Source organism: Barnesiella viscericola DSM 18177 (assembly GCF_000512915.1).
In the GTDB taxonomy this organism is placed as follows: domain Bacteria; phylum Bacteroidota; class Bacteroidia; order Bacteroidales; family Barnesiellaceae; genus Barnesiella; species Barnesiella viscericola.
This window is the reverse complement of sequence record NZ_CP007034.1, coordinates 638154-662966: the sequence shown is the minus strand read 5'-3', so window position 1 is coordinate 662966 and position 24813 is coordinate 638154. Positions and strand designations below refer to the sequence as shown.

General features: G+C 49.3%; 16 protein-coding genes and 1 other RNA gene. 12 read left to right on the top strand and 5 right to left on the bottom strand.

All coding sequences use genetic code 11. The features are described from left to right. Positions 1-4 precede the first annotated feature (4 nt). Positions 5-1165 carry a molecular chaperone DnaJ gene (gene dnaJ / locus BARVI_RS02715; protein WP_025277752.1) on the top strand — a complete coding sequence of 387 codons (1161 nt, stop codon included), beginning with the start codon at positions 5-7 and terminating at the stop codon, positions 1163-1165. 359 nt (positions 1166-1524) lie between these two features. Here the strand turns inward: dnaJ and bla are convergent, their stop codons facing one another. Then, the gene (bla, locus tag BARVI_RS02710; RefSeq protein ID WP_051401069.1) at positions 1525-2349 is read right to left on the bottom strand and encodes a class A beta-lactamase; all 825 of its coding nucleotides are present in this window, start codon (positions 2347-2349) and stop codon (positions 1525-1527) included. Between the two features lie 99 nt (positions 2350-2448). After that, positions 2449-2628: a hypothetical protein gene (locus tag BARVI_RS02705; protein WP_025277750.1), complete on the bottom strand. Its 180-nt coding sequence runs from the start codon at positions 2626-2628 to the stop codon at positions 2449-2451. A gap of 46 nt (positions 2629-2674) precedes the next feature. Here BARVI_RS02705 and BARVI_RS02700 point away from each other — a divergent pair, with 46 nt between their 5' ends. The 7 genes from BARVI_RS02700 to BARVI_RS02670 all read left to right on the top strand — a co-directional run bounded on the left by BARVI_RS02700 (position 2675) and on the right by BARVI_RS02670 (position 16950). Beyond that, positions 2675-3961 carry an IS1380-like element IS615 family transposase gene (locus BARVI_RS02700; protein WP_007567149.1) on the top strand — a complete coding sequence of 429 codons (1287 nt, stop codon included), beginning with the start codon at positions 2675-2677 and terminating at the stop codon, positions 3959-3961. Positions 3962-4490: 529 nt separating this feature from the next. After that, entirely contained in the window at positions 4491-7724 is a 3234-nt protein-coding gene (locus tag BARVI_RS02695; RefSeq protein ID WP_025277749.1) for a SusC/RagA family TonB-linked outer membrane protein, read from the top strand. A gap of 30 nt (positions 7725-7754) precedes the next feature. After that, the gene (locus BARVI_RS02690) at positions 7755-9509 is read left to right on the top strand and encodes a SusD/RagB family nutrient-binding outer membrane lipoprotein (RefSeq protein WP_025277748.1); all 1755 of its coding nucleotides are present in this window, start codon (positions 7755-7757) and stop codon (positions 9507-9509) included. 20 nt (positions 9510-9529) lie between these two features. Next, positions 9530-11479: an Ig-like domain-containing protein gene (locus BARVI_RS02685; protein WP_025277747.1), complete on the top strand. Its 1950-nt coding sequence runs from the start codon at positions 9530-9532 to the stop codon at positions 11477-11479. A 123-nt stretch (positions 11480-11602) separates the two neighbouring features. After that, positions 11603-15364 carry a LamG-like jellyroll fold domain-containing protein gene (locus BARVI_RS02680; protein WP_025277746.1) on the top strand — a complete coding sequence of 1254 codons (3762 nt, stop codon included), beginning with the start codon at positions 11603-11605 and terminating at the stop codon, positions 15362-15364. 207 nt (positions 15365-15571) lie between these two features. Beyond that, positions 15572-16516 carry a tRNA dihydrouridine synthase gene (locus BARVI_RS02675; RefSeq protein ID WP_025277745.1) on the top strand — a complete coding sequence of 315 codons (945 nt, stop codon included), beginning with the start codon at positions 15572-15574 and terminating at the stop codon, positions 16514-16516. A gap of 197 nt (positions 16517-16713) precedes the next feature. Next, positions 16714-16950, top strand: a complete 237-nt coding sequence (locus BARVI_RS02670; RefSeq protein WP_025277744.1) for a putative signal transducing protein — start codon at positions 16714-16716, stop codon at positions 16948-16950. A 7-nt stretch (positions 16951-16957) separates the two neighbouring features. Here BARVI_RS02670 and BARVI_RS02665 read toward each other — a convergent pair whose 3' ends face one another. The 3 genes from BARVI_RS02665 to BARVI_RS02655 form a co-directional block, all read right to left on the bottom strand. After that, positions 16958-18451 (bottom strand): Na+/H+ antiporter NhaC family protein, encoded by a 1494-nt coding sequence (locus BARVI_RS02665; protein ID WP_025277743.1) that lies wholly within the window; start codon positions 18449-18451, stop codon positions 16958-16960. A gap of 339 nt (positions 18452-18790) precedes the next feature. Continuing rightward, complete coding sequence (locus tag BARVI_RS02660) at positions 18791-20137, bottom strand: outer membrane beta-barrel protein (protein ID WP_025277742.1); 1347 nt, start codon at positions 20135-20137, stop codon at positions 18791-18793. Beyond that, positions 20124-20681, bottom strand: a complete 558-nt coding sequence (locus BARVI_RS02655) for an RNA polymerase sigma factor (protein WP_025277741.1) — start codon at positions 20679-20681, stop codon at positions 20124-20126. The genes BARVI_RS02660 and BARVI_RS02655 overlap by 14 nt, the downstream gene beginning before the upstream one ends. A 160-nt stretch (positions 20682-20841) precedes the next feature. Here BARVI_RS02655 and BARVI_RS02650 point away from each other — a divergent pair, with 160 nt between their 5' ends. The 4 genes from BARVI_RS02650 to ssrA all read left to right on the top strand — a co-directional run bounded on the left by BARVI_RS02650 (position 20842) and on the right by ssrA (position 24731). Next, positions 20842-21597: a NigD1/NigD2 family lipoprotein gene (locus tag BARVI_RS02650; protein ID WP_025277740.1), complete on the top strand. Its 756-nt coding sequence runs from the start codon at positions 20842-20844 to the stop codon at positions 21595-21597. A gap of 541 nt (positions 21598-22138) precedes the next feature. Continuing rightward, a complete protein-coding gene (metF, locus tag BARVI_RS02645) occupies positions 22139-23095 on the top strand; it encodes a methylenetetrahydrofolate reductase [NAD(P)H] (protein WP_025277739.1) in 957 nt (318 codons plus the stop codon). A gap of 24 nt (positions 23096-23119) precedes the next feature. Further along, the gene (locus tag BARVI_RS02640) at positions 23120-24241 is read left to right on the top strand and encodes a DNA polymerase III subunit (RefSeq protein ID WP_025277738.1); all 1122 of its coding nucleotides are present in this window, start codon (positions 23120-23122) and stop codon (positions 24239-24241) included. A 91-nt stretch (positions 24242-24332) separates the two neighbouring features. Beyond that, positions 24333-24731: a transfer-messenger RNA gene (ssrA, locus tag BARVI_RS13100) on the top strand. Positions 24732-24813 lie beyond the last annotated feature (82 nt).

Below are 24813 nucleotides of genomic sequence, written 5' to 3'. Positions count from 1 at the left end.
AGCAATGGAAAAGAGAGATTACTATGAAGTGCTGGGGGTCGCCAAGAATGCGACACCCGAAGAGATAAAGAAGGCATACCGTAAAAAGGCCATTCAATATCACCCCGATAAAAACCCGGGGAATAAGGAGGCCGAGGAGAAATTCAAGGAGGCTGCCGAGGCTTATGAGGTATTGAGCGATCCCGATAAGCGGGCCCGTTACGACCAGTTCGGACATCAAGGTTTGGGCGGTGCAGCCGGTGGTGGTTTCAGCGGTGGCGGTATGTCGATGGAAGATATATTCTCGCATTTCGGCGATATCTTCGGTGGCAGTTTTAGTGGCTTTGAAGGCTTTGGCGGTGGTAGCAGTTCGCGTAGTGGCGGCCGTCGGCACGTCAATAAAGGCTCCGACCTGCGCGTGAAGGTAAAACTGACCTTGAAAGAGATTGCTACGGGTGTCGAGAAGAAAATCAAGGTGCCCAAATATGTAAGTTGTACCTACTGTAAGGGGACCGGTGCCGAGAATGGAACGGCCTATACCACCTGCTCGAAGTGTAACGGCTCGGGTGTAGTGACACGGGTTCAACAGACTTTCCTCGGGGCCATGCAGTCGACCACGACCTGTCCCGACTGTGGCGGTGAGGGACGCATCATTACCAAGAAATGTCCTCATTGTGCCGGCGAAGGTATTGTGCGGGAAGAGGAGGTAATCACCCTCAATATTCCTGCCGGTGTATCGGAGGGCATGCAGCTCTCGATGGCCGGGAAGGGAAATGCCGCCCGTCATGGTGGTGTGAATGGCGATTTGCTCATTCTCATCGAAGAGGAACCTCACCCCGATTTGGTACGCGACGAGAACGATTTGATATACAACCTGCTTCTTGATTTGCCTACGGCTGTATTGGGTGGCTCGGTCGATGTACCCACGCTTGATGGCAAGGCCCGTATCAAGGTAGAACCGGGAACCCAACCGGGCAAGATATTCCGCTTGCGGGGTAAAGGTCTGCCCTCAGTCAACCGGTATGGGGTGGGCGATTTGATTGTGAACGTATCGGTTTATATCCCCGAAAATCTCAACGCCGCCGAGAAGAAACATTTCGAGGAGTTGAAGACTTCGCCTAACATACAGCCTACGCTGACTACCAAACAACGCATATTCAGCAAGTTGCGCCACATGTTTGAATAAACATATACACATAGGATATGATAAATGAAACCGCACGGTACATCGTGAAGATGTGTCGGGCGGTTTTTTTTGTTCCGGTATAGGCCTGAGAAGTGTGGAGCGACCCTGAGGAAGAGTTCATTCCTCGGCATTTGCGTTAAGCTGTTTCCTCGAATCACATAAGTATTCTGCACCCGATGTGAGGCAGGCAAGTCTTTTGTGCTAAGCTCTTGGTCGGTTAATTGGGATTCCATACCTGTAACCCGGTATGGCGTTCATGTATATACATTATTATATATAACATTGTTGTCGGTTACTCGTTCTTCCTGCTGTATTGGCTTGGGTGATTCCGTAGTTGTGTCGAGTGGATAATTTTCCTGTTAGTGCACTTGCGTGACGGCGTTGTAAATGATGCGGGTAATGCGGGCGATGAGGTCGGCATTTTGGGAGTCGGTTTCGTGAGAGTCTTTCACGAAAATAACCAGATAGCACAGCCGGCCGTCGGGGAGATAGATGAAGGCTGCATCGTTGTCGGCTATCGTCAGTCCGTCGACCTTTCCCGAACTGCCGGTTTTGTGCCCCATTGTAATCCCTGCAGGTAGCCCGGCCCGTATTTTGTTGTTCCCCGTCGAGGTTTCGATGAGGGTGTTGATCATGAAGCGAGTATGCTCCTCGTTGAGTAGAGCGCCATCGTGAATCTTTTGCAACAGTTGTACTACCGACGAGGGGTGAGCCCAGTTGTGGTAGCAGGCCGGAATGTGTTCATGCATAGAGGCTTCGGTCTCGGTGAGGTCATAGCCGGTAAGGCTTGCCCCATCGGTACAGGCCTTGACCGCCTCGATACCTCCGGCATAGTCGATGAGAATGTCACAGGCGTTGTTGTCGCTCAGGGCAAGGGCATAATGCAGGAGGTCGGCATACGAGATGTGGAAGCTGCCCGAGGGATAGCGGTCGAGCAGTGGACTGTATGTGTTGCGCTGCATTTGGGAGGAATCTATTTGCAGAATCTCGTCGAGTTGGGTTCCTTTGGCCTCCATGCGTTGGAGGGCTGCTACGGCTACGTGCAGTTTGAACACGCTCATGAGCGGATAACGTATGGAGTCGTTGTAGATATAGAGCCGGTTGTCGAGCGAAAAAGCTACCCCGATAGTCGCATCATGTCTCTGAGAGATGATGCGAATCTCCGAGTCGATTTTCATCGGCATCTCCTGCCTTATTGTGGCGAAAGAGGATAAGGTGCTATTCCATAGGAACAGGATTGTGAGTAGAATGGTCCAGTTTATTTGCATCTTGAAATATTAAATTTAAACAATATAAAAGTAATGTAAAATTGGTTTTGCCGATACGTTTTTCTGCGCTTTAACAAGCGTTAATATCAAAATGAAATACTTTTCCCTTAATTCCGCAACATAATTGATAATTATTTTTATAAGTTCCTGAGCAACATTTTGTTGCCCAGGTTTTTGCCATGTCAGCGTTTTCACTTACCTTAGTGTTGCGAATCCAAAGACAAAGAAAACCGCAACAGGCATGGCAAAGGTAGCAATAAAATCCGAAAGACTCACTCCTTTTGGAGGCATATTTCCAATCATGGAGCAATTTACCTCCCTTCTCTCCTCTACAATTGACTCAACACTTGGGTTGAGATGCAAACTCTATGGTTATCAATACAGCGAAATCATCCGCTCCCTCCTATGCGTTTACTTCTGCGGCGGTTCTTGCGTTGAGGATGTCACCGCCCACTTAATGAGTCATCTTTCCCTTCACCCCACACTCCGCACCTGTAGCGCCGACACCATCCTTAGGGCAATAAACGAACTGACCCGGGAAAACATCTCATACACGTCTGATGCCGGAAAGTCCTATGATTTCAATACGGCAGACACACTCAACACATTGCTCCTGAATTGCCTGTTGTCCACAGGGCAGTTGAAAGAGGGCGGGGAGTATGACGTTGACTTTGACCACCAGTTCATTGAGGCGGAGAAGTACGATGCAAAGCCCACGTACAAGAAATTTCTTGGTTACAGGTCCGGTGTGGCCGTTATCGGCGACATGATTGTCGGCATAGAGAACAGCGACGGCAACACCAATGTACGCTTTCACCAGAAGGACACGCTAAAGAGGATTTTGGAGAGACTTGAAGAGAAGAAGCTGACAGTCAAACGCTTCAGGGCCGACTGCGGCTCATGCTCTGAAGACATTGTGGATGAGGTCAGGAAGCATTGCAGGACATTCTACATACGCGCCAACCGCTGCTGCTCGCTCTATGATGACATCTTCGCGCTCAGAGGGTGGAAGAAGGAAGAGATAAACGGCATCGTGTTTGAGTTGAACTCCATTCTCGTTGAGAAGTGGAAGGGCAAACCGTATCGCCTGGTAATCCAGAGACAGAGACGCATGGGCAGTGGACCGGACCTGTGGGAGGGGGAATATACATACCGCTGCATCCTGACCAACGATTACGAATCATCCATGAGGGACATCGTGGAGTTCTATAACATGCGCGGTGGCAAGGAACGCGTCTTTGATGACATGAACAATGGGTTTGGATGGGACAGACTGCCTAAATCCTTCATGGCGGAAAATACCGTGTTCCTGCTCCTGACGGCACTGATACGCAATTTCTACAAGGCCATCATGCAAAGGATTGAAGTGAAGAAGTTCGGGCTCAAGGAAACCAGCCGTATCAAGACGTTTGTCTTCAAATTCATTTCAGTACCTGCCAAGTGGATTAAGACCGCAAGGCAATGTGTGCTGAATATCTACACCGACAACCATGCATATGCAGAAGCCTTCAAAACTTCTTCCGGATGATTTACATCACTTGATGGCCACTGATTGCGTATTGCCTCAAGTCGCTTTATGGGGTAAGGGGATGGTATGCGCATTGAAACGGACGCGAGGACTTAATGGTTATCTTACGAATCAAAAGTCCATTTCTCTTTATGTAGGTAGCACTTCGGGAATGGAGTTGCGGATTTAAGGTTTTCTCATTTTGCGTAATTAAATGCGAAGAGAAGCATTTTATGATAAGGCCGTGGAATCGTTTGCCATAGGGGAGGGGAAAGAGATAGTTATGTTTTTAGAGAGAAAAAAAGTGCAAGGAGAGATAAAAAATATATATATCTTAATTATGTTGAATATCAATAAATTATGTTTTGGTAACTTACTATTTTCTTATTTTGTAAAAAAAATAACCGATTTTCACTAGGGGTAACCCAAAATTTAGGGTTAATAATAGTGATACGATGTGCAAAAACGTTTCATGACGTTTTTATTTCAGTGTGTATACGAGAGAGAAATGTTTAAATAGAGTTACATTGAACAATTAAATCTAAAAAGCATGAAAAAAAATCAGACGTGCAAGATTGGGCTTTTGGTGCTTACTCTGTCTCTTTTTGCTCCATGTATGGCAAATGCCATGGGGCAACCGGCAGGGCAGGCTTCTGCAAAAGAGACTCAGTTGAACAAACACCGTATTAAAGGTGTGGTTTCCGATGAAACGGGTGAACCGTTGATCGGTGTGAGCGTGTTAGTAAGAGGAACGGCTATCGGAGCCTCTACTAATATTGATGGTGTTTATTCGATTGAGGTCCCGAATAACAACGCCGTGCTTGACTTTAGTTATGTAGGTTATCAGAAAGCATCGCTGTCGTTGGCAGGCGCTACTTCATACGATGTGGTTATGAAGGAGGAGACCCGTGTCTTGGACGAGGTCGTTGTAACGGCTATGGGTATTTCGCGTGAATCCAAAACCCTGACTTATGCCACTCAGACAATTAAGAATGAAGAGGTGACTCGTATCAAGGAAACGAACTTCATCAATTCGCTCCAAGGTAAAAGTGCCGGTTTGACCATTGTTCCTAATAATACCGGTGCAGGTGGTGGCGCTACGAAAATTGTACTTCGTGGATCCACCTCAATTCTTGGAACCAACCAGCCGTTGATTGTTATTGACGGTGTACCTATGCAGAATGGTATGGGAACACAGGTAGGTGAAGGTATGATTAATGGTGGTGCCCGTAGTGGTGATGACCTCTTGTCTACTATTAATCCCGAGGATATTGATAACATGACCATTCTGAAAGGCCCGAATGCCGCCGCTCTTTATGGTAGTGCAGCCAACAACGGTGTAATTATTATTACAACTAAGTCGGGAGCTGCCGGTGCCGTGAAGGTGAATATTTCGAGCTCCACATCGGTTGAAACGATTGCCATGTATCCCAAAACTCAACAGATTTATGGTCTTAGTGGCAATAATCAGTGGTCGGCCTGGGGCCCGAAAATCGGTACCCGTTCGGCTGATGAAGTGGCTTCGGCCCCTTATTTGATGAACTCGGCTCGCAATGCGGTGAAAGATTTCTTCAATATGGGTTTGACTACCAATAATGGATTGACTTTGAGTGGCGGTACTGAAAATTTCCGTACTTATTTCTCATATAACAATACCTATCAAATGGGGTTGATACCGAACAATAAGTTCAATCGCCATAATGTGATGCTTAAGGAGTCCTTCTCTCTGTTTGATAAACGCATTAATATCAGTACCAGTTTGAACTGGATTCACCAGAGAACCGATAACGGTCCTGTGGTAGGTAAGGCGTTGAGTGCTCTCCATGCTTTGTATCGTACACCGGCCGATGTGGATATGCGCTATTTCAAGCACAATTATCAACACCCGGGTACTGCCGCCGATGATATTGTAAGTAACCCGATAACCGGTAACCCCAAGTTGGAAGGTCAGCCGGTACAAACGTGGTATTGGTATGACCAGTACCTGAATAACCCCTATTGGGTCGCTAATATGTTGACCGATATAAACAAGCGCGATCGCTTGCTGGCCAACGTGACGTTAGATGCTAAGATTTGGCAAAATATTAAATATCAAACTCGTTTTAGCGTTGACTATGTGGCTGGTAATAACCTGAATGAGGAGTATGCCAGTATGTTCCGAACCGCATTTGACTATGTGGGTGGTAAATACTATTCGAGCAACTCGCGTTCGAGCGATATCTATAATGACCACATGCTTACTTGGAATGACCGCTTTGCCGATAAAATCGACGTGAATGCGGCCGTGGGTACCAGCTTTACCCGTCATTATGATCGTAACACAAATATTACGACGGCGATAGATACTTGCGGTATTCCCAATGCCTTTGTCCCTCAAAACAGTGTGAAGAAACGTCCCGACAATCCCAATGGTAGTGCAACGTCGGCCTATGATAGCTGGAATAACAGCGATTGGAGTTCTGCGGTCTTTGCCACGGCATCTATCGGATTGTTCGACAAAATTTATCTCGATGGTAGTTATCGCGTGGAGTGGGCACAATCATTCCAGCAGTTTACACAAGGTAGCGGCTACAAATCGTTCGATTACTATTCGGCTGGTGCCAATGTCCTTCTCGACAAGTTCCTGCCTCGCCGAGACTGGCTCAATCAGTTGAAATGGCGTGGTAGCTGGTCGGTAGTAGGTAACCCTATCCCCAACACTTTGTTTGCTCGTCAAACTATCGATTTTGCTACGGGAGTTGTAGGTACTCGCCCCCCGTTGTTCGACAATCCTCTACCCGAGACGACCTCTTCGTTTGAAACGGGACTTGATGTGTGGATGTTTGAAAACAAGTTCAATTTCGACTTGACCTATTATAATTCTACGCTCCGTAACCAGTTCTTGTATATTACCACGGCCAATGGTGAGTCCAAACCTGTCAATACGGGTGTGATTCGCAACTATGGTTTGGAATTCCAGGCAGCATACCGCTGGAATTTCCATAAAGACTGGCGCTGGCAGACCGGATTTAACATTGCTTGGAACGATAACCGCATCTTGGAAACCTACAAAACCGAGTCGGGTGCTCCCTATGAGGTTCAACAAGGTCCCAATGCCTTTAAGATTAAGTATATAGAAGGGGGCCGTTTTGGCGATATCTATGTGAATTCGTTTGCTCGTGATGAAAATGGATATATTCAGATTACTGATGCCGGGAATTATGAAAATGCCGTTCCAGTGATGTCTTCTGGTAAATATGAAACCTATGTGGGGAATATGACATCTCCCATCACGTTGGGTTGGAACAACACCTTTAACTGGAAAAACTGGACTCTCTATTTCTTGATCGACGGACGTATTGGCGGTAAGGTGATGTCACTGACTGAGGCCGACCTTGATTTGTATGGTCTCTCCGAGCGTTCGGCACAAGATCGTCTGAATGGTGAGCGAGTAATTCAAAACGGTAAGGAATATGTTCTCAAAGAGTTGCCCGACGGCTCAGGCCACAAAGTTTCGGTCGAGAACTACTATACGACTATTGGTGCATTCCCTATGGAAGATCATGTTTACGATGCTACCAACCTGCGTATGCGAGATATATCGTTGAGTTACGATATGCCCAACCTCTTTGGAAAGAGCCAAGGTATGACGGTACAATTCTCGGTAAAGAATGCCTTCTTTATCTATAAGAACTCTCCTGTTGATCCCGATATTTCGGTGTCGGCGAATGTATATTCGGGTATTGACAGCTATGCATTGCCTACGACTCGTAGCTTTGCTCTGACTTTGAAATTCAATTTGTAATAAATGCTATTATTATAAACAATTATAAAGATGAGAAAAACAATATATTCAATTGGGTTCCTTATTCTTGAATCCGTATTATCAATAGGTCTCTTCACGGCTTGTGGCGACCAGTTTCAGGAGGAGTATCCCTGGATGATCGGCCGGCAGGAAGACATGGACAATACCAATGAAGAGGGTGCCGGTGCTACCGATATTAACGTTCTCGAACAGGAACTTCGTGGAGCTATTCCCTACATGATTAGCTATACTAAGGGGGGAAGCTGGATGCCTCATGCCTACCAGTATCAACGCTCCAACAATATCGACAACTATGCCGGATATTGGACGACCACCAAAGGTACCTTCGCTTTCGGTGGAGCTCTGCCTACTCTTTACACCTATCCTAACGACTATTTGGGTGGCCCGATGGATAACACGATCTTTACCCAATCGTACAATGCCATTCACCATGCAGCGGAGTTGGGTAAACCCGAATGGCGCGCTGTGGCTTTGATTATTCAGGCCTATCAAGGACACGAAATCGTTGATTTTTATGGCGCTGCTCCTTTTACCGACTGGCGAAATCTGGAACGGAATCCGCCGTTGACTTATGAAAGAGGTGAGGACATTTACATGCAGATTTTTGAGGATCTCGATGAGGCTATCCGCATTTTGAAAGAGCGTCAGCCCTCGCGTGGCGAGATTGCCAAGATTGAAGATTTGACCATCAGAACATTGTCTGACGGTGACTGGCGCATGTGGGTGAAGTTTGCCAACAGCATCAAGATGCGTATGGCCATGAATATCGTGAAGTACGATGCCGGTACGGCACAACAGAAATTTGAACAGGCGGTAAACGACGATATTGGAGTCCTCAGTGAGGTTGATGCTCGTGATATCGCTTACTATCAAAACCAAAATGCTTGCGTTTGGTATGTACTTGGAAACTCGTGGAACGATATTCGCTTGTGTGCTTCGTTGGAGAATATTCTCAAACGTTGCAATCACCCCTTGCTGACCCGTTGGTTCGACACCAATGCATACTCTATTACAGACAAGTCTTCGGGTATTGCGGCTCCCATCGATGTGTATGGAGTTCGTGCCGGTATCAACATGCGTAACAACAATACCACCGGTAAGGACAAAGGAGGCTATGGTCCTTTTTCAACGCTTACGGGTGAGTTCCAATATATGCATCAACCCTTCTTCAAACGTACCGAGAGCCTGTTCTTGATGGGCGAGGGGGCTCTGAGACGTTGGAATACGAAAGGTCGTACGGCCCAGGAACTTTATGAAGCCGGTATTCGCCTTTGCTTCCAGGAAAACGGTATTACCGACGAGTCGGTTATCAATCAATACTTGTCGCAGACCGAAGTTAACGATGTGGATTATGTCGATCCCTATAATGGCGAGAACAATATTGCCGGTCGTGTGAACGTGTGTGTAAAATGGAATGAAAGCGACGATAATGAGACCAAACTCGAAAAGATCATTACTCAAAAATATATCGCCAATTTCCCCATGAGCGCCGAAGCATGGACGACCTTCCGTCGCACGGGTTATCCTCGTCTGTTCCCGGTTAAGGTCAATGGCTTTGATGGCGTTGATACCGAATTGCAGGTGCGTCGTATTCCTATTGTTGAAACGACCAATAATGCCTTGGAGATGGCTTCGCTCGTACAAGCTCTTGGTGGTCAGCCTAATAATGGAGGATCTCGTGTATTTTGGGATGTAGCTACTGAAACTCGAGGAGAACAGAGTCCCGACAATGAATACCTGTTGGTAGTACCGCACAACTTTTAATCTATAAATCTTTAAGAACAATGAAACGATATAGCATTATATTATTTTTGGCTGTCTTCTTTGGCGTTACCATTTTCTCTGCCTGTGAAGAAGAAGCTACGCTCGATGGTGCGACCGAGGTGTATATCACTCTCAACCCCACGGACATATCGTTGAGAATCGGCGATACGGTGAAAATTTCGGCCAAGGTTACCAATGTGAGCGGAAAAATCATCAATACACCTATCTCATGGTCGCTTGCCGACGAAACTGTTGCCAAGTTGCTGGGCGATAGCGCCATTGTGGCTGTTAATGGAGGACAGGAAAAAAGGACAACTCTTAAAGCCACGTTGGAAAATGGCAAGTATGCCATTACTACGGTCTCTGTGTTGCGCAACCTGCCCGAAGGGGTAACCTGTGTCGCTAACGACAGCACGATGCCCGAGATGACCTCTAAGCAAAGTTACAATATCCCTCACGACTCGGTTATGTTTGCCGTGTCGCCCAAGACATTGCTTTATGATTATGAACCTCAGGTGAAACTCGAAGGGGTTACGGCCTATGATCCGTTGACCACTATCAATTACGAGAAGGGTATCGTAACTGTTCACTTTACTTCGCCTCGTGAGTCGGGAGAAGGGAAAATAACTGTTTCTTTGGGTGAGTCCTCAACGGCGCAGTCGGGTTCATGTACCATTACGATAGCTCCTCAGATATTTGCCACCTTCTATGGAGAGTATTATGCCAATATGCCTTATTTGGCGACTCGTCCCGGTAAGGAAATCCTTCCGATGTATTTTGCCTATACTTATGAGAAAGAGATGGATATAAATACTTCTGACACGATTCGCATCGCCATGAACGTACAGTCGGGTTTGAAGGAAGATATCGAGAATGCCTACGGTGCTTACCGTTGGGAAATTGCTTCGGGCAGCTCGGTTGTTATTACCAGCCGGACCAATGAATATGTGGAGAACGAAGGTTTCGATGCCGTGCTTTCGGTGCGTGCCGGAGTAGACGAGGGCGATACCGAGATTCACTGTATAACTCCCGATACGGTATTCGTAGCCACCTTCCAGGTGAAAGATTTCAAAGTTCGTTATCCGGTTGACGAAATTACTGTCGATCCGGAGACCGTCTCCATGCCTGTGGGTGGTACCGTACGGTTAACGACAGGTGTAATACCGGCAACTTCTTATGCTTATCACAAACCGGTGGTTACGGCTGCCGATCCCACGAAGGTTTCGGTTGGGTCGTATGATGGTAATGTGATTACATTGCGTGGTCTGGCTATGGGCGAAACCGAGTTGATCTTGACTGCCAACGGTAAAGAAAAACGAGTTCCGGTAACGATTACCGAGGGTATTAACTCGGTACTGTGGGTATCGGGTAATGCCCGTACGATTTTTGCCGGGCAAACGGTACAATGGGGTGTCGATGCGAGAACCTCTTCGGGTGGTGAAAACCCCTATGAGGTAACCTGGCACTCGTCGAATCCCGATGCGGTTAAAGCTGAACAGACGGGCAGCGATAACAAGCATGGTACGATTACGGGTCTTGCCGTAGGATCGTCCAATGTGACGGCCGAGGTTGCCGGAGTAATGTCCGATCCCGCACCTGTGGAGGTTATTGCTCTCCCGAATAATTTCACGCTGACTGCTGAAAATACCCAGAAAGGCTTATCGTCGGTATATGCTGATGGTAGCGCTCTCAACGATCTCAGTGTATATTTCGCTCTTGTAAAAGGGGCTGCTTATAAATCGATTACGATTACCCTCCCGGGTGTATATACAGGCACTCCAAGTGGAACCTATCCTGTTCCCCGCGGTACAATCCTCAATATAGATGGTGCCGAGGCCGAGGTAACATCGGGTAGCGTCACGGTTACTACGACGGGATCAGAAGCTATTGTTTCGTTCTCCATCTCGAGTAGTGTAGGTGGTCAAGTCTTCTCGATGAAGGCAGAAGATGTACCGGTATTGGTATTCTAAAAAATGTTTGGGAATAAGGAGTGGGGTATCTACTCATTCCTTATTCCCAATCTCCTTATTACTATGAAATTATAAAAACAACCAGAGATTACATAATTCATTATTAACCCAAAAACATTTTCCATGAAAAGAAATCTATTTTTATTTTCCGGGATTTTGGCATTGTCGCTTTCAGCCCAAGCACAAGAGTTGAAAGATGGTTACATGAAGTGGCCCGATAGCCAGAAACTGGGTGAGTATGTTTCCCAGTGGACACCGGGAACACCTTTGTTTGAAGACGAGAATTTCTATATCTCGCGTGTGAAACCTAAGGCACGTTTTCGTAATGCCAGTACGCAGATTAACGAAAACCTGACCGAAGAAACCGATAAGAAACTGGTCTTCTGGGTACCCGTAGGTACTGCGTCTGACGGTAACACCAATGCGCGTCCTAACGGTAAGTTCGATTCCGAAGTATTCAGTATGTGGTCGTACGTTACACACTATGGCAACTGGACCTCGCCGCAAGGTTGGGTACCCGGTGGCTTTGCCGATGTTGCACACAAGAATGGTGTAGGTGTATCGGGTGTTGCCTCGATTCCTTGGGGCGGTTTGGGCAAGGACTGGGAAAATTCATTGAACAACATGTCTAAAACCGCAGATATTCGTACGAAAGTAGCCGAATTCCTTCACTATCATGGTGTAGACGGTTTGGGATATAACTCGGAGTTCTCCACTTCGAATACGACAATGGTGGCCAATGTACGTTCGTTGAACGAAGAGGTTCACAAATATTTGACCGAAAAAGGTAATCCTGTAGCCGAGAATTTCTGGTACGACGGTACGAATGACAATGGACAATGTACTTTTGACCAAGGTCTTGGAGATCATAACAATGAAACTTTTGGTGATGGAGAACATATCCGCACCTCGTTGTTCTTGAATTACAACTGGTGGAGAAGTGCCTTAGGTACTTTTAATACGAGTACTGTTGCCAGCAAGGCTCCCGGTCGTGATTTGCTCGACTTGTATGCCGGTTTCAACATGCAGGGTGGTGACCCTTCGACCTGGACGACGCTTAAAGATTATAACATCTCTATTGGTCTGTGGGGTGCTCACGATTTCAACATGTTGTGGGCCGACCGCGCCAACTATGGTAGTACCGATATGTCGAAACAGTTGGGCTATCAAAATGTGATCGAGCAATTCTTCTCGAATGGTAAACGCAACCCGATTGACAAGATTGAGGTATTCAATCGTGGTAACCACCACCCCAACGAAGGTTGGTTCGGTATGTCGGCCTTCATGACGGCTCGTAGCTCACTCAGCTGGGATTTGACCACCGAGCCGTTCATTACCTATTTCAACCTGGGTAACGGTCAGTTCTTCAACTGGATGGGCGAACGTCAAAACAACAATGAGTGGTACAACATTGGTGTACAAGACTACCTACCTACCTGGCGTTTCTGGTTCGCTTCCGAGTTCTTGGGCAAAACGAAGGACAAGGTAGTAGCCAATGGTTTGGACGCCAAGTTTACCTTCGACGATGCTTACGTAGGCGGTTCGTGCTTGCGCATCTTCGGTTCGGCATCCAACGAGTATCTGCACCTGTTCAAGACCCGATTCGCTTTGGCTTCGGGTGATAAGATTACAATCCGTTACAAATTGATTCGTGGTCAAGCCGACATTAATTTGGCGCTTTCGGCCGAGGGTGCTGAAAATACGGTTTTGAACGAATCTCGTTTCAGCGTATTGACTACCGCCAATAGCGTGGTCGACGATGAGATGTGGGTAGAGAAGACCTTTACGGTACTAGGTCCTTTGGCTTCGATGGCCAACCAGAATATTGCCATGGTTGCTCTCCACTTTGCAAATGCCGAGAACCTGGAACTCTACCTGGGTGAATTCTCGATTACGCGTAACGAAATGACTACTCCTGCCGCTCCCCGTATCACGGTAGCCAAAGTATTGGCTTCGCACTACAAGGGTGTTGATGCCAAGGTTATTTTCGAGATGGATAATACCAAACCTGCTGGTGAGCCGGTTTACAACCTCGATGTAAATGCTTCGATGTTCAAACTCTATGCTCAACAGGAGAATGAAGAGCCTATCTTTATGGGTATCACCACTTCGTGGGCCGGTATGTACTATTCGATTCCTACCAATTTGCAAGGATCTGATCGTATCCGCTTGGGTGTTGCAGCCGTTTCGGTCGACATGAAGAGCGATTCTGAGATTACTTGGAGCGAATATATGGATATGGGTGAGTACACGACTACCGACGAAATTCAAATCAATAAGACGACAATCAAACCGAACGAGAGCTTCGAGATTTCTTACGTCGATCCTCGTCACGCTCCTGCCGACTGGAAATTGCTCAACAGCGACGGTGAGACTGTAAAACAAGCTGCCAACACAACGGTATTCTCGGTAGAAGAGGGTATTGAAGAGATTGGTGGTTATGACCTGCAAGTAACCTGCAACGGTCAAACTGCTACGTATGGCTATTATGTACAGATTACAAGCGAGGCCGTAGGTGCTCTGCCCGAAATCTATACCCTGACTGTCGATGGTAATACGACCGAAAATGCCGAGGTTGCAATTGATGCTAATCAATCGCTCACGCTGGGTTATACCGGTAGAAAAGCCAACGGTGCCTCGTCGCGTGGTATCGAAATTAACGACAGTTGGATTGGCGGTAAACTGAATGACGCAGGTATCGTTGCCCGTAAGTCCTTCTCGGTATCGGCTTGGGTTCGCTTTACTACTTTGCCTGAGTCGTCGGCTTTCTTCAGCATCGAAAACCGCGCCGGTGGATGGCCGGTAAACAACTGGGGCTGGATGTGGTCGAATATTTCCAGCGAGGGTAAGATCAGCGTTTATACGATTCGTGGCGATGGTGCCGCTTCTCCGGTCGCTTTGAACTATACTTTCCCCAATACGACTGTATCGCCCAATGCCTGGAACCATGTGGTTCTGACTTTTGAGTATAACGAGCAAGGTCAATTCCGCTCGCTCTTCTATCTGAACGGTATTCTGCAAAAGTCTACTTGGACTTATGGTTCTTCGGCAAGTGGAACAACCGAGGAGTGGGTTCCCAAGGCTGATTACAATGTTTCGGCTTCCGACTGGTTCTGCTTCGCCGGTGGTCGTGGTGAACAACCTGTTACCAACAACGGTATCGTTGATGACCTGTTGATTTGGGACGGTGGCATGACGCAAGATGAGGTTAACCAAGTGAAAGCTGGTCTCGATGCTTCTAACTTGCCTAGCAAGGTAATCGCTTACTGGGATTTTGAAACTGATGCCAACGAACAAAATTATTTCTTGTCGAAAGGTTCGAAAGCGGACGTAGAAGCCTGCTCGTTCAAACTGGTAGCTTCGACGGCTCAAGGTTCGGGTATTCAAACTCCTCAAAGACCGCTCTACATCTCGGGTTGTCCGTTTATCGCCGGAACTGCTTTCCAGGTAGAAACTCTCCCGACGTGGACTGCTAAACGTGGTGAACTTACCGAATCGACCGGTACCGATGTCGAAGGTTCTACGAAACTCTCTTACAGCACGGCTGGTGATTATACCGTTACCTTGACGCTTGAGAATACGCTCGGATCGGATACGAAGACCTATCCTGTATTCAAAGTTAGTGGTGGCGATGGCGTTGCCGACGAGGTTATGGGAGACATGCGCACCTATACCGTTGACGGTGTTCTCTTCGTAGAATTTGCCGAAGAGGGTACTTACCAAGTTGACGTTTACAATGTATCGGGTATGCTCGTTGCTGAGAAAGAGGCTGCTGTTGCCGCTGGTCAGAACATGAGCATTACGCTCGGTGCCAAGGACGTTTACGTAGTGAAAGTCATGAAAGAAGGCAAAGTTGTTCGCGCTATCAAAGTGTTGAACCGCTAATGTGAAATGTGATTGTTCCCCTCGGGGAATAATATGAATAAACTCTTATGGGGAGTGCGCCTTTCGGGGCGCACTCCTTTTTTATTTTTTGTGTGTGGGGTAGTGGTGATATACGGTTGTCTGGTTTGGGGCTGTACCTGATGAAATCGGGCGGTGAGAGTTGGCAATAAATTTGGTTCGGAGCAGCACATGTACTACATTTGCAATATGGCGTTACCTATCTATTTTGCTCCGTTACAGGGCTACACCGATGCTGTTTACCGATGTGCCCACGCCTCGCTCTTTGGTGGGGTGACGGCCTATTATACACCTTTTGTCCGAATCGAGAAGGGAGACTTTCGGCGGAAAGACTTGCGCGACATCGAGCCGACTCATAATGCCGGGGTACCGACCGTGCCTCAGGTGATTGCCTCGCAACCCGACGAACTGTGCCGATTGGTCGACAAGGTGGCCGAGTATGGATACCGTCGCATCGACATCAACCTGGGTTGCCCGTTTCCTATACTGGTTCGTCGCCATAAAGGCTCGGGCCTGTTGCCTTATCCCGACGAGGTGGAGCGGCTGTTGCGTGCGCTCGAAGGGTATGACGGTTTTACCTTCTCGGTGAAGATGCGGCTGGGGTGGGAGAGTCCCGACGAGTCGTTGCGGCTGTTGCCGCTTCTCGAAAGTGCGCCTGTGCGGCAGATTACGTTGCATGCCCGGTTGGGAAAACAGCAGTACAAGGGTGAGCCCGACCGGGAAGCCTTTGCCCGCTTTTATGAGGTTTGCCATCTGCCTCTTGTCTATAACGGCGACCTCACGACGGTGGCCGATATGGCGGCGATGGAGCAGCGATTCCCCCGATTGTCCGGATTGATGTTGGGGCGGGGATTATTGGCCACACCCTGGCTGGCCGAGGCCTATGCCAATAATGGCGCCCTTCCGCCTGATCGGTACGAACGGGTGGCTCGGTTGCATGAACAGGTATGGAATTACTATGCCGAGGTCTCTCAGGGAGCGCATCAGCTGCTTGCCCGCATGGCTTCGTTTTGGGAATACCTGTTGCCCGATGTCGACAAGCGCTTGCGGAAACGGGTGTTGAAAGCTCATTCGGTTGAGGCATACACCGAGGCCGTGCAGGCTCTGTGGCTCTCGATACGGGAGTATCGATAGGGTATTGATAGGGAATATTTTATGGTATTAGCGTTGGATAGGGGGCTCTCGATGAAGTATTGATTAAAAATTCCGATGGTTGTTTGCTTTCTCGATAGATTTGCTTATATTTGGGTAATATAGGATTCGGCTTGGTCGATTCAAGGGCGAAAAGATATAGATAGTTAAGAGAGTAATCACCTGAAAAAACACCTGTTATGGAAAAAGAGATTGTATTGTATCGTACATTCGACTCGGCAGTCGAAGCGAATATCGTGAAAGATGTTTTGGAGACGAATGGGGTGCCCTGTTTTCTGTCGAACGAGATTTTTTCAAGTGTCCTGCCTTTGACCAATTCGGCCGTAGGGGCAATTCGGCTGAATGTCTTTGCCGAAGATGTGGAGAAGGCCGATACCATTCTCAGCACCACGACACTCCCCGATACCCAGGAGTAGGGGGGTGTCATGCCGCATGTGTAGCAGCCTCGGCTCCCGGATTCTCCGGGTGGGAGATGGGGGTTGAAAGTCCCTGCTTGATTTTGAAGCCGGTGAATACGACGAGAATCGACATGAGGGGACTCAGCAGATTGAAGAAGCAATAGGGCAGGTAGGTGAGTGTACCTACACCCAGCACGGTTGCTTGGGTCATGCCGCAGGAGTTCCACGGTATGAGCACCGAGGTGACGGTCACCGAGTCTTCTACGGTGCGGCTGAGCAGTCGGCTTTCGAGCCCGCGGTTGTGATACAGTTCCTTAAACAGGTTGCCGGTGAGAATAATCGACAGGTATTGGTCGGCAGTACAGGCGTTGAAGAAGAAACCCGATGCGACAGTCGAGCAGACGGCACTTTTGGGTTTGTGGACAAACCGCACGAAGAGGTCGGTAATGCTGCGAATCATCTGGCTGGCCGACATCACTCCGCCGAAACACATAGCGCAGATGATGAGCCAGATGGTATCCATCATGCCCCGCATACCCCGCGTGGCCACCAGCGCATCGATTTCGGGTTGTCCCGTCGATAGCGTGGTGCTCCCGAATACCGAGGTCATCAGGGCCTTGAAGCCGGTGGTAAAGTCGAGTGTATCGCCCGGGACGATTTGCAGCAGAATGTGAGGCTGAAAAATCAAGATGCAGATGGCGGCGATGACCGTCGAAATGAAGAGCGTGATAATCGTAGGGAGCTTGGCCAGTATGAGTACCCCGGTGATGAAGGGTACCACCAACAGCCAGGGCGACAGGTTGAACTTTTGAGCCAGCGTCTCGGCAAAGAGTGCACTTTGGGCGCTGTCGGTATGGCTCATGGAAAATCCGGCTACGGCAAAGATGATGAGGGTGATGACCATCGACGGTACGGTAGTAATCAGCATGTAGCGTATGTGGGTGAAGAGTTTGGTCCCCGTGGTCGACGAGGCGAGTACCGTGGTATCGGATAGCGGCGAGATCTTGTCGCCGAAATAGGCTCCCGAGATGATGGCTCCGGCAATCCACCCTTCGGCAAACCCCAGAGCTTTTCCTATGCCCAGCAGGGCCACCCCGATGGTGGCGATAGTAGTCCAGGAGCTGCCGGTGATTACCGAGACGATGGCACAGATGATGCAACACGATGCGAGGAAGAACCGGGGAGTGAGAATCTGCAATCCGTAGGAGATAAGGGTGGGGACGACCCCGCTGAGCATCCAAGTGCCCGAGATGGCTCCGATGAGCAGCAAGATGATGATGGCCGGGGTCACCTTTTTGATATTTTTGGCCATGCCCTCTTCCAGTACGCTCCACTTGTAGTTGTATCGACCCATGGCAATGGCCACGCACACGGCCGTAGCCACGAGCAGCGACACCTGGCTGCCGCCCAGAAGGGCGTCGCTCCCGAAGGTGGGAATTACCAGCGCCAGCAGGGCTACAAGAACAATCAAGGGAATAATTGCAATGAAAGGTGCAGGTATTTTGGTTTTTTCGTTCATCTCGTCTCAATACTTTTATGGGTGCAAATGTAATAATAATGCAAATGTATTCCTGCTAAATTCCCCTAAAATTGAATAAATACACGTGATTTTATCGTATTATCAAATAAATATACATTATTAAATAACAAAAAGACCGGATAGAAACCGTGAGGTACTATCCGGTCGAGTCGTGAGAATTTGGTCGATGTCGGTTACGAGTGGAGTTCGATACCGAGAGTTTGTGTATTTCAGGAATAGTCCTTTGGTTCTCGGTCGGTTTCAATTTATGAAGTTTGCTGGACCCATCGACGCCTTTGTGTTTGGCTGAACCTTAGTCTTTGGGGGGAAAAGGCGGGTCTAAAAATCGAATCGCAGACCGGCTTGCAGATTGATGTTGAGGGGTTTCTCCTTGCGAATGGTCGATACGTGCGAGCCGTCGTCGAAGTAGTAGACGATACCCGGCTCGGCATAGAGATTGACGTGGGGTGCCAGTTTGAGGGTGATACCGGCTGCGGCCGATACCGACCATTGCAACGGATCGACACGCAGGGTCTCGTCCTCGGTAAGCGACGGGCGGTCGTTGACCTCGTAGTGGGCCGACAGTTTCCCCGAGAGGCATTTCTCGACCATGCCACCCCCGGCCAGATAGAGGTCGAAGATGCGTTTGCGCAGGAATTTCCAACGAAGTTTCAGGGGTATTCCCAGGTAGTGCAACTGCTGTTTCTGGGTGTAATAGGTGGCGTCACCGGCCGTGAGGTCGGAGGCGAGGTAGGTATAGACCAATCCCGTTTCGAGCGCAAAGGCCGGTGTGAGCGATTTCTCTACCGTAATGCCCACCGATACGGGAAAGTGGTGTTTCACGTCGGTCGTAGGCTGGGCGTTGAGGTTTTGCAGCATCACGTGCTGGTAGGGTGTGGTGCTCTTGCCCGAGGCGGTCGAGGCGTCTTCACCCGAAGGAATACTGGCCATCTCGATGAGCGAGTAGGGGGCGAGGTTACCGAATCCGCTGCGGTTGTCGGCGGCGGTAATCAGGCTGTTGCCCAGCGATAGACCCACTGTCCAGCCTTCGTTCGTGCGGCTACGGGTGCGTATGGGGCGACTGGCTGCCTGTTCGCTCTTGCCGGAGCGGGGATATAACGTGTAGTTTTCGCGCTCGTGCGATGAGGTTGTTGCTTGTGATGGTTGCTTTGATGAGGTCTCTCTCTTGGAATTGGCGATCTGTTGGCCGGTTGTTTGGTCGGAGTCGGGGACAATAGTTCGTGACTCGGCTACCGGTATGCTTTCCTCGGTTGATATGGTCCCAGGTGTAGCGGAGGGGGAGACACGCGAATCGGCAGTTCGAGTCGTGCGGCCGTTTACCGGTGATTGGACTTGGGAATAAAGCGGTTTCGTCGGGTTCGATGAGGAGAGCTCGTTGGCGAGAGCGGGGCGGTCGACTGCCGGTTGTCCGGTTTGAGCCGTTTGCAGGGGTGTCTCGTGCGAGGGGACTCCCGTCGAGAAATATTGCAACCCCACGAAGGTCCCCACCAGCACGGCAATGCAGGCTGCGGCAGCCCACAGTACGGCCCGGCGTCCCCAGACGATACGGCGGGGGGCAATCTCGTCGGTCAGCCGTTCCCACACCTTAGGTGGGGGCGTGACCGAATGACCGTCGAGCTGTTCTTTCCAGCGGTCTCTCCAATCTTTATCTCTATTCGTCTCCATGTTTCGACAAATACGTTTTGATTCGATTCATCAGTAATGTACGGGCTCGGTACAGTTGCGACGAGGAACTCTTCTCGTTGATGTGCAGCAACTGGGCAATCTCCCTATGCGACTTGTTCTCGAAAGTGAACAGGTTGAATACGGTGCGATAGCCGTCGGGCAACTCGGCGATGAAGCGGAGCAGCGTGTCGGGCGAGAGGTGTTGCACAAGAGAGTCGTCGCACGATTCGGGGTCGGCCAGGTCGGGAGCCTCGTCGATGTCGACATCGGCATGCTGTGCCTGTTTCCGGGCCTCTTCCAGAGCCGTATTCACCATGATGCGGCTCAACCAGGCTTTCAAAGAGCCCTCACCTCGGTAGTCGAACTTGTCGAATGAGGTGAACGCTTTGAGGAATCCGTCGTGAAGCAGGTCTTGGGCTGTATCGCGATTGCCGGCGTAGCGGATACAGAGGGCAAACATTTCGCCGGAGTACCGTCGGTAGAGTTCGGCTTGTGCCGAGGGCTCTTTTCGCTTGCAACACGCTACCAGCTCTGCTTCGTTCATTGTGAGAATCCTGTTATATAATAAATGCGACGATGTAAAAATACTGCACGGGCGGCGATAGAAAAATTGTTTTTCACTCTTTAACAGTATGCGATGCAGTATTTGCATCATACTTTCGTTTATCTCATAAAAAGTGGATAAAAACTAAAAACAAAGCGATATGAAAATGAAACATCTTTTGGGAGCCGGACTGCTGGGTGTGCTCCTGGCTTGCGGCTTGTCGTCGTGTGGCGATGACAAAAACGAGTACTATGTGCCTTATTCCTATGCCATAGGCGATATGGTAGTTGCCGAGGATCATGATCCGTATATTCTGTTGGATAATAAAAAAACGATGTTCCCCTCGAACGGGACACGGCTGCCCAACTATCTGACCAAGGACGGACAGCGGGTAATCATCAATTTCTCTTATCTTGACGGGAATCGTGAGGGGTATGATTATTACATACTTGTCAACGACATCGACTCGGTGCTGGTAAAGAATGTAATCCCCATTACTCCAGAGACGACCGATAGTATAGGCAACGACCCCATCAATATTCTCGACATGTGGACGAGCGACAAGTATCTGACCGTACAATTCGAGGTGCGCGGGCTGGGGCGTGAGAAACACATGATGAATCTGGTGCGCGATTATTCGCTGGCCTCCAACCCCGATTCCGAAGGGTATCTGCATCTGAACTTGCGTCACAACCGCATGAACGATCCCGATCTTGATCACTTTTTGTGGGGGGTAGCTTCGTTTCGGTTAGGCGACATCAGGACTGAATTCCCCGATTTGAAGGGTCTGAAAATCGAAGTGCGCACCATGAGTGATACGCGTGACTATACCTGCGATTTTGCCGAGAGTGAGACCGACGGCAGGGGCGTCGCTTCTGAGACGAACGAGAGGAACATTGCCTCGTATGTAAAGTAGACATTGATAGTTCAGTCTATAACTGTGAAGACCGGGTGCGGAACTTGTTTCTGCATTCGGTTTTTTTATGCCTCGTGGACTGTGATGGGAGGGGACAGGAAAGGAGAACAGACCGTTGGCCGTCCATGTGCATGAGCCGTTTGGGTTCAACTCGGGGTACTATCCGACAGATTCGTTTTTCATCACAGCGAACAACCGGTTTCGGATAGGGACAAAAAAAAATTGATTGTCTCACGACAACCAATCTTTGTTAACCTTAAATCTAATACCATGAAAAACACAGTGCAAATATAAGCTCAAATATGCTGTCAAACATAATAATTGACCGGAAATTTGCTTGTGTTTAACTCATTTTAATCAATGTGAATCGTTTACAGGTGTTTTGTATAGAGTCTTTAACAGTTGAAAGGGAAAGATATAGCGGTTATTCTCTATTTCGGGATTTTGTTGTACATTTGTCTTTCGTAAAAAAGATGTGTCGAACAGGAGGCGGTGTGTCGGGCCAGACAATCCCCGGCGATTGCCTCGCAAAAAAACAGATATGAAGGTTGCCGATTTGTTAAGGACTCACGGGAGTACCGGTTTTTCGTTTGAGATATTACCGCCGTTGAAGGGAAGCAGTATCGAGAAGTCGTTCAAGACCATCGATACCCTGCGGGAATTTGACCCGTTGTACATCAACATAACGACACATCGCAGCGAACTGGTCTACAAGGATACGCCCGACGGGCTGTTCCGCCGGGTGTCGGAGCGCAGCCGTCCCGGCACGGTGGCGGTAGCCGCAGCTATCAAAAACAAGTATCAGATACCTACGGTGCCCCACATGATATGCAGCGGCTTTTCGGCTCACGAGACGGAGTATGCCTTGATCGACCTCAACTTTCTGGGTATCTGCGACTTGCTCATTTTACGGGGCGACAAGGCCAAGCACGAGAGTCGTTTCACGGCGGTACCGGGTGGGTATGAGCACGCCATCGAACTCGAAGAGCAGGTGAATCGTTTCAACGAGGGCTATTTCATCGACGGTACCCCTATGGACGTAGTCAGCTCACGACCCTTCTCATACGGAGTGGCCGGTTACCCCGAGAAGCACGACGAGTCGCCCAATCCCGAAGAGGATATGAAATGGTTGAAGGCCAAGGTCGATATGGGGGCCGATTATGTCGTGACCCAGATGTTTTTCGACAACAGCAAGTTTTTCGACTTTGTCGACCGGTGCCGTGCCATGGGTATTACCGTGCCCATCGTACCGGGATTGAAGCCCATCTCGAAGGCTTCGCAGCTGACGCTGTTGCCCCGGGTGTTTCACGTCGATATACCCGACGCCCTGGTGCGCGAGGTTGCCAAGTGCAAGGACGATACCCAGGTGAAACAGGTCGGTATCGAGTGGTGCGCGGCCCAGTCGCGCGAATTGAAGGCGCGGGGAGTACCCAGCATTCACTTCTATTCGCTGATGGCCGTCGACAGTGTCTACCAGATAGCCAAGCAAGTTTATTAAAACGGGAGGGAGAGACAACACGATATGTTTTTCAAAGATATAATCGGGCAAGATGAGGTGAAAGAGCGGTTGCTGCGCTCGGTCGACAGCGGCCACATAGCCCATGCCCAGCTGTTTTGCGGCCCCGAGGGGATAGGCAAGTTTGCCATGGCCATGGCCTATGCCCGGTATATCCACTGCACCAACCGTCAGCACGGTGATGCGTGCGGGGTATGCCCCTCGTGCCGGCAATATGTCGCGTTTACGCACCCCGATTTGCATTTTGTCTTTCCCATCGTGAAGGTCGAGAAGAAGAAACGCATCTGCGACGACTATCTGCCCGAGTGGTGCGAATTTTTGAAAGAGCACACCTATTTCGGACTTGATGCCTGGCTGAGCTACATCAACGCCGACAACAAGCAGGCCATGATTTATGGCGAGGAGAGTGAGAGTATCTTGCGCAAGATGTCGTTGAAGAGCTACGAGTCGCCCTACAAAATCATGATTATCTGGTTGCCCGAGCGTATGAACGACACTTGTGCCAACAAGTTGTTGAAGCTGCTGGAAGAGCCCTATCCCGGCAGCGTATTCCTGCTGGTGAGCAACAACCCCGACCGCGTGTTGGGTACCATACGTTCGCGGGCACAGCGGGTCGAGATGCGGTCGCTCTCTACACCCGTCATCGCCGAGGCGTTGCAGAGCCGTTATGGCATAGCCGCACAAGATGCCGTGGCGGTGGCACATGTAGCCGAGGGAAGTTTCCTGCGGGCCTGCGAGTCGCTCCAATTGAATGAGGAGAGCCGCCTGTTCTTCAACTATTTCGTGCAGGTGATGCGCCTGGCCTACATGCGCAAGATCAAGGATTTGAAAGCGTGGAGCGAGGAGGTGGCCGACCTGGGCCGCGAGCGCTTGCGTCGTTTTCTTGCCTATGCCCAGCGCATGGTGCGCGAGAATTACATCTACAACCTGCACATGCCCGACCTCTCGTATATGAATCGCGAGGAGGAGCAGTTCTCCACCCGGTTCGCCCCCTTCATACACGAGCGCAACGTACAGGCCATCATGAAGCACCTGAGCGACGCCCAGAACGACATCGGGCAGAATGCCAATGCCAAAATCGTACTCTTCGACCTGGCCATCAAACTCATTCTGCTGTTGAAGAGTTGAGTCGGACGCATTTTTAACCCTAAAAAAGTACTACCGGCCCGAAAAAATGTGTATCTTTGTCGTCCCCTCGCAAGTGGGGGATACTGCCACTGGGGCTGACCGGTTTTGACAGCGGGTAGAAGTGGTGGGTAAGCATGCAGAGCGTTTGTTGCCCCGCTCTATAATCTCAGACAGCAAAAATTTAACTGGCGAAAATAACTACGCTCTTGCTGCTTAATCGAAGTACAGTAGATTAGCTTAATCTCTGCAACAGTTGCGGAGACAAGACATCACCCGGTTGCTGTGGTTCCGAAGCGTTCCGAAACGGTGGTGCAATAATATCGGAAATAGTCGAAGGCAGGTTTCGGGCCGACGATGAAATTTTAGAAACTAAGGTACAGATTGGTGGCTTCGGTCTTGTCTGTGCCCGACAACCAAAACGAAGATAAGCATGTAGAAAGCTCATTAGTTCCTCGTTTGGACGAGGGTTCGAATCCCTCCAGCTCCACGGATAAAAAACGCAAGAGTTTATGACAAAACTCTTGCGTTTTTTTTGTGCGTTGAAACGAATCGGGGCGGCCTCGAAGAAACGG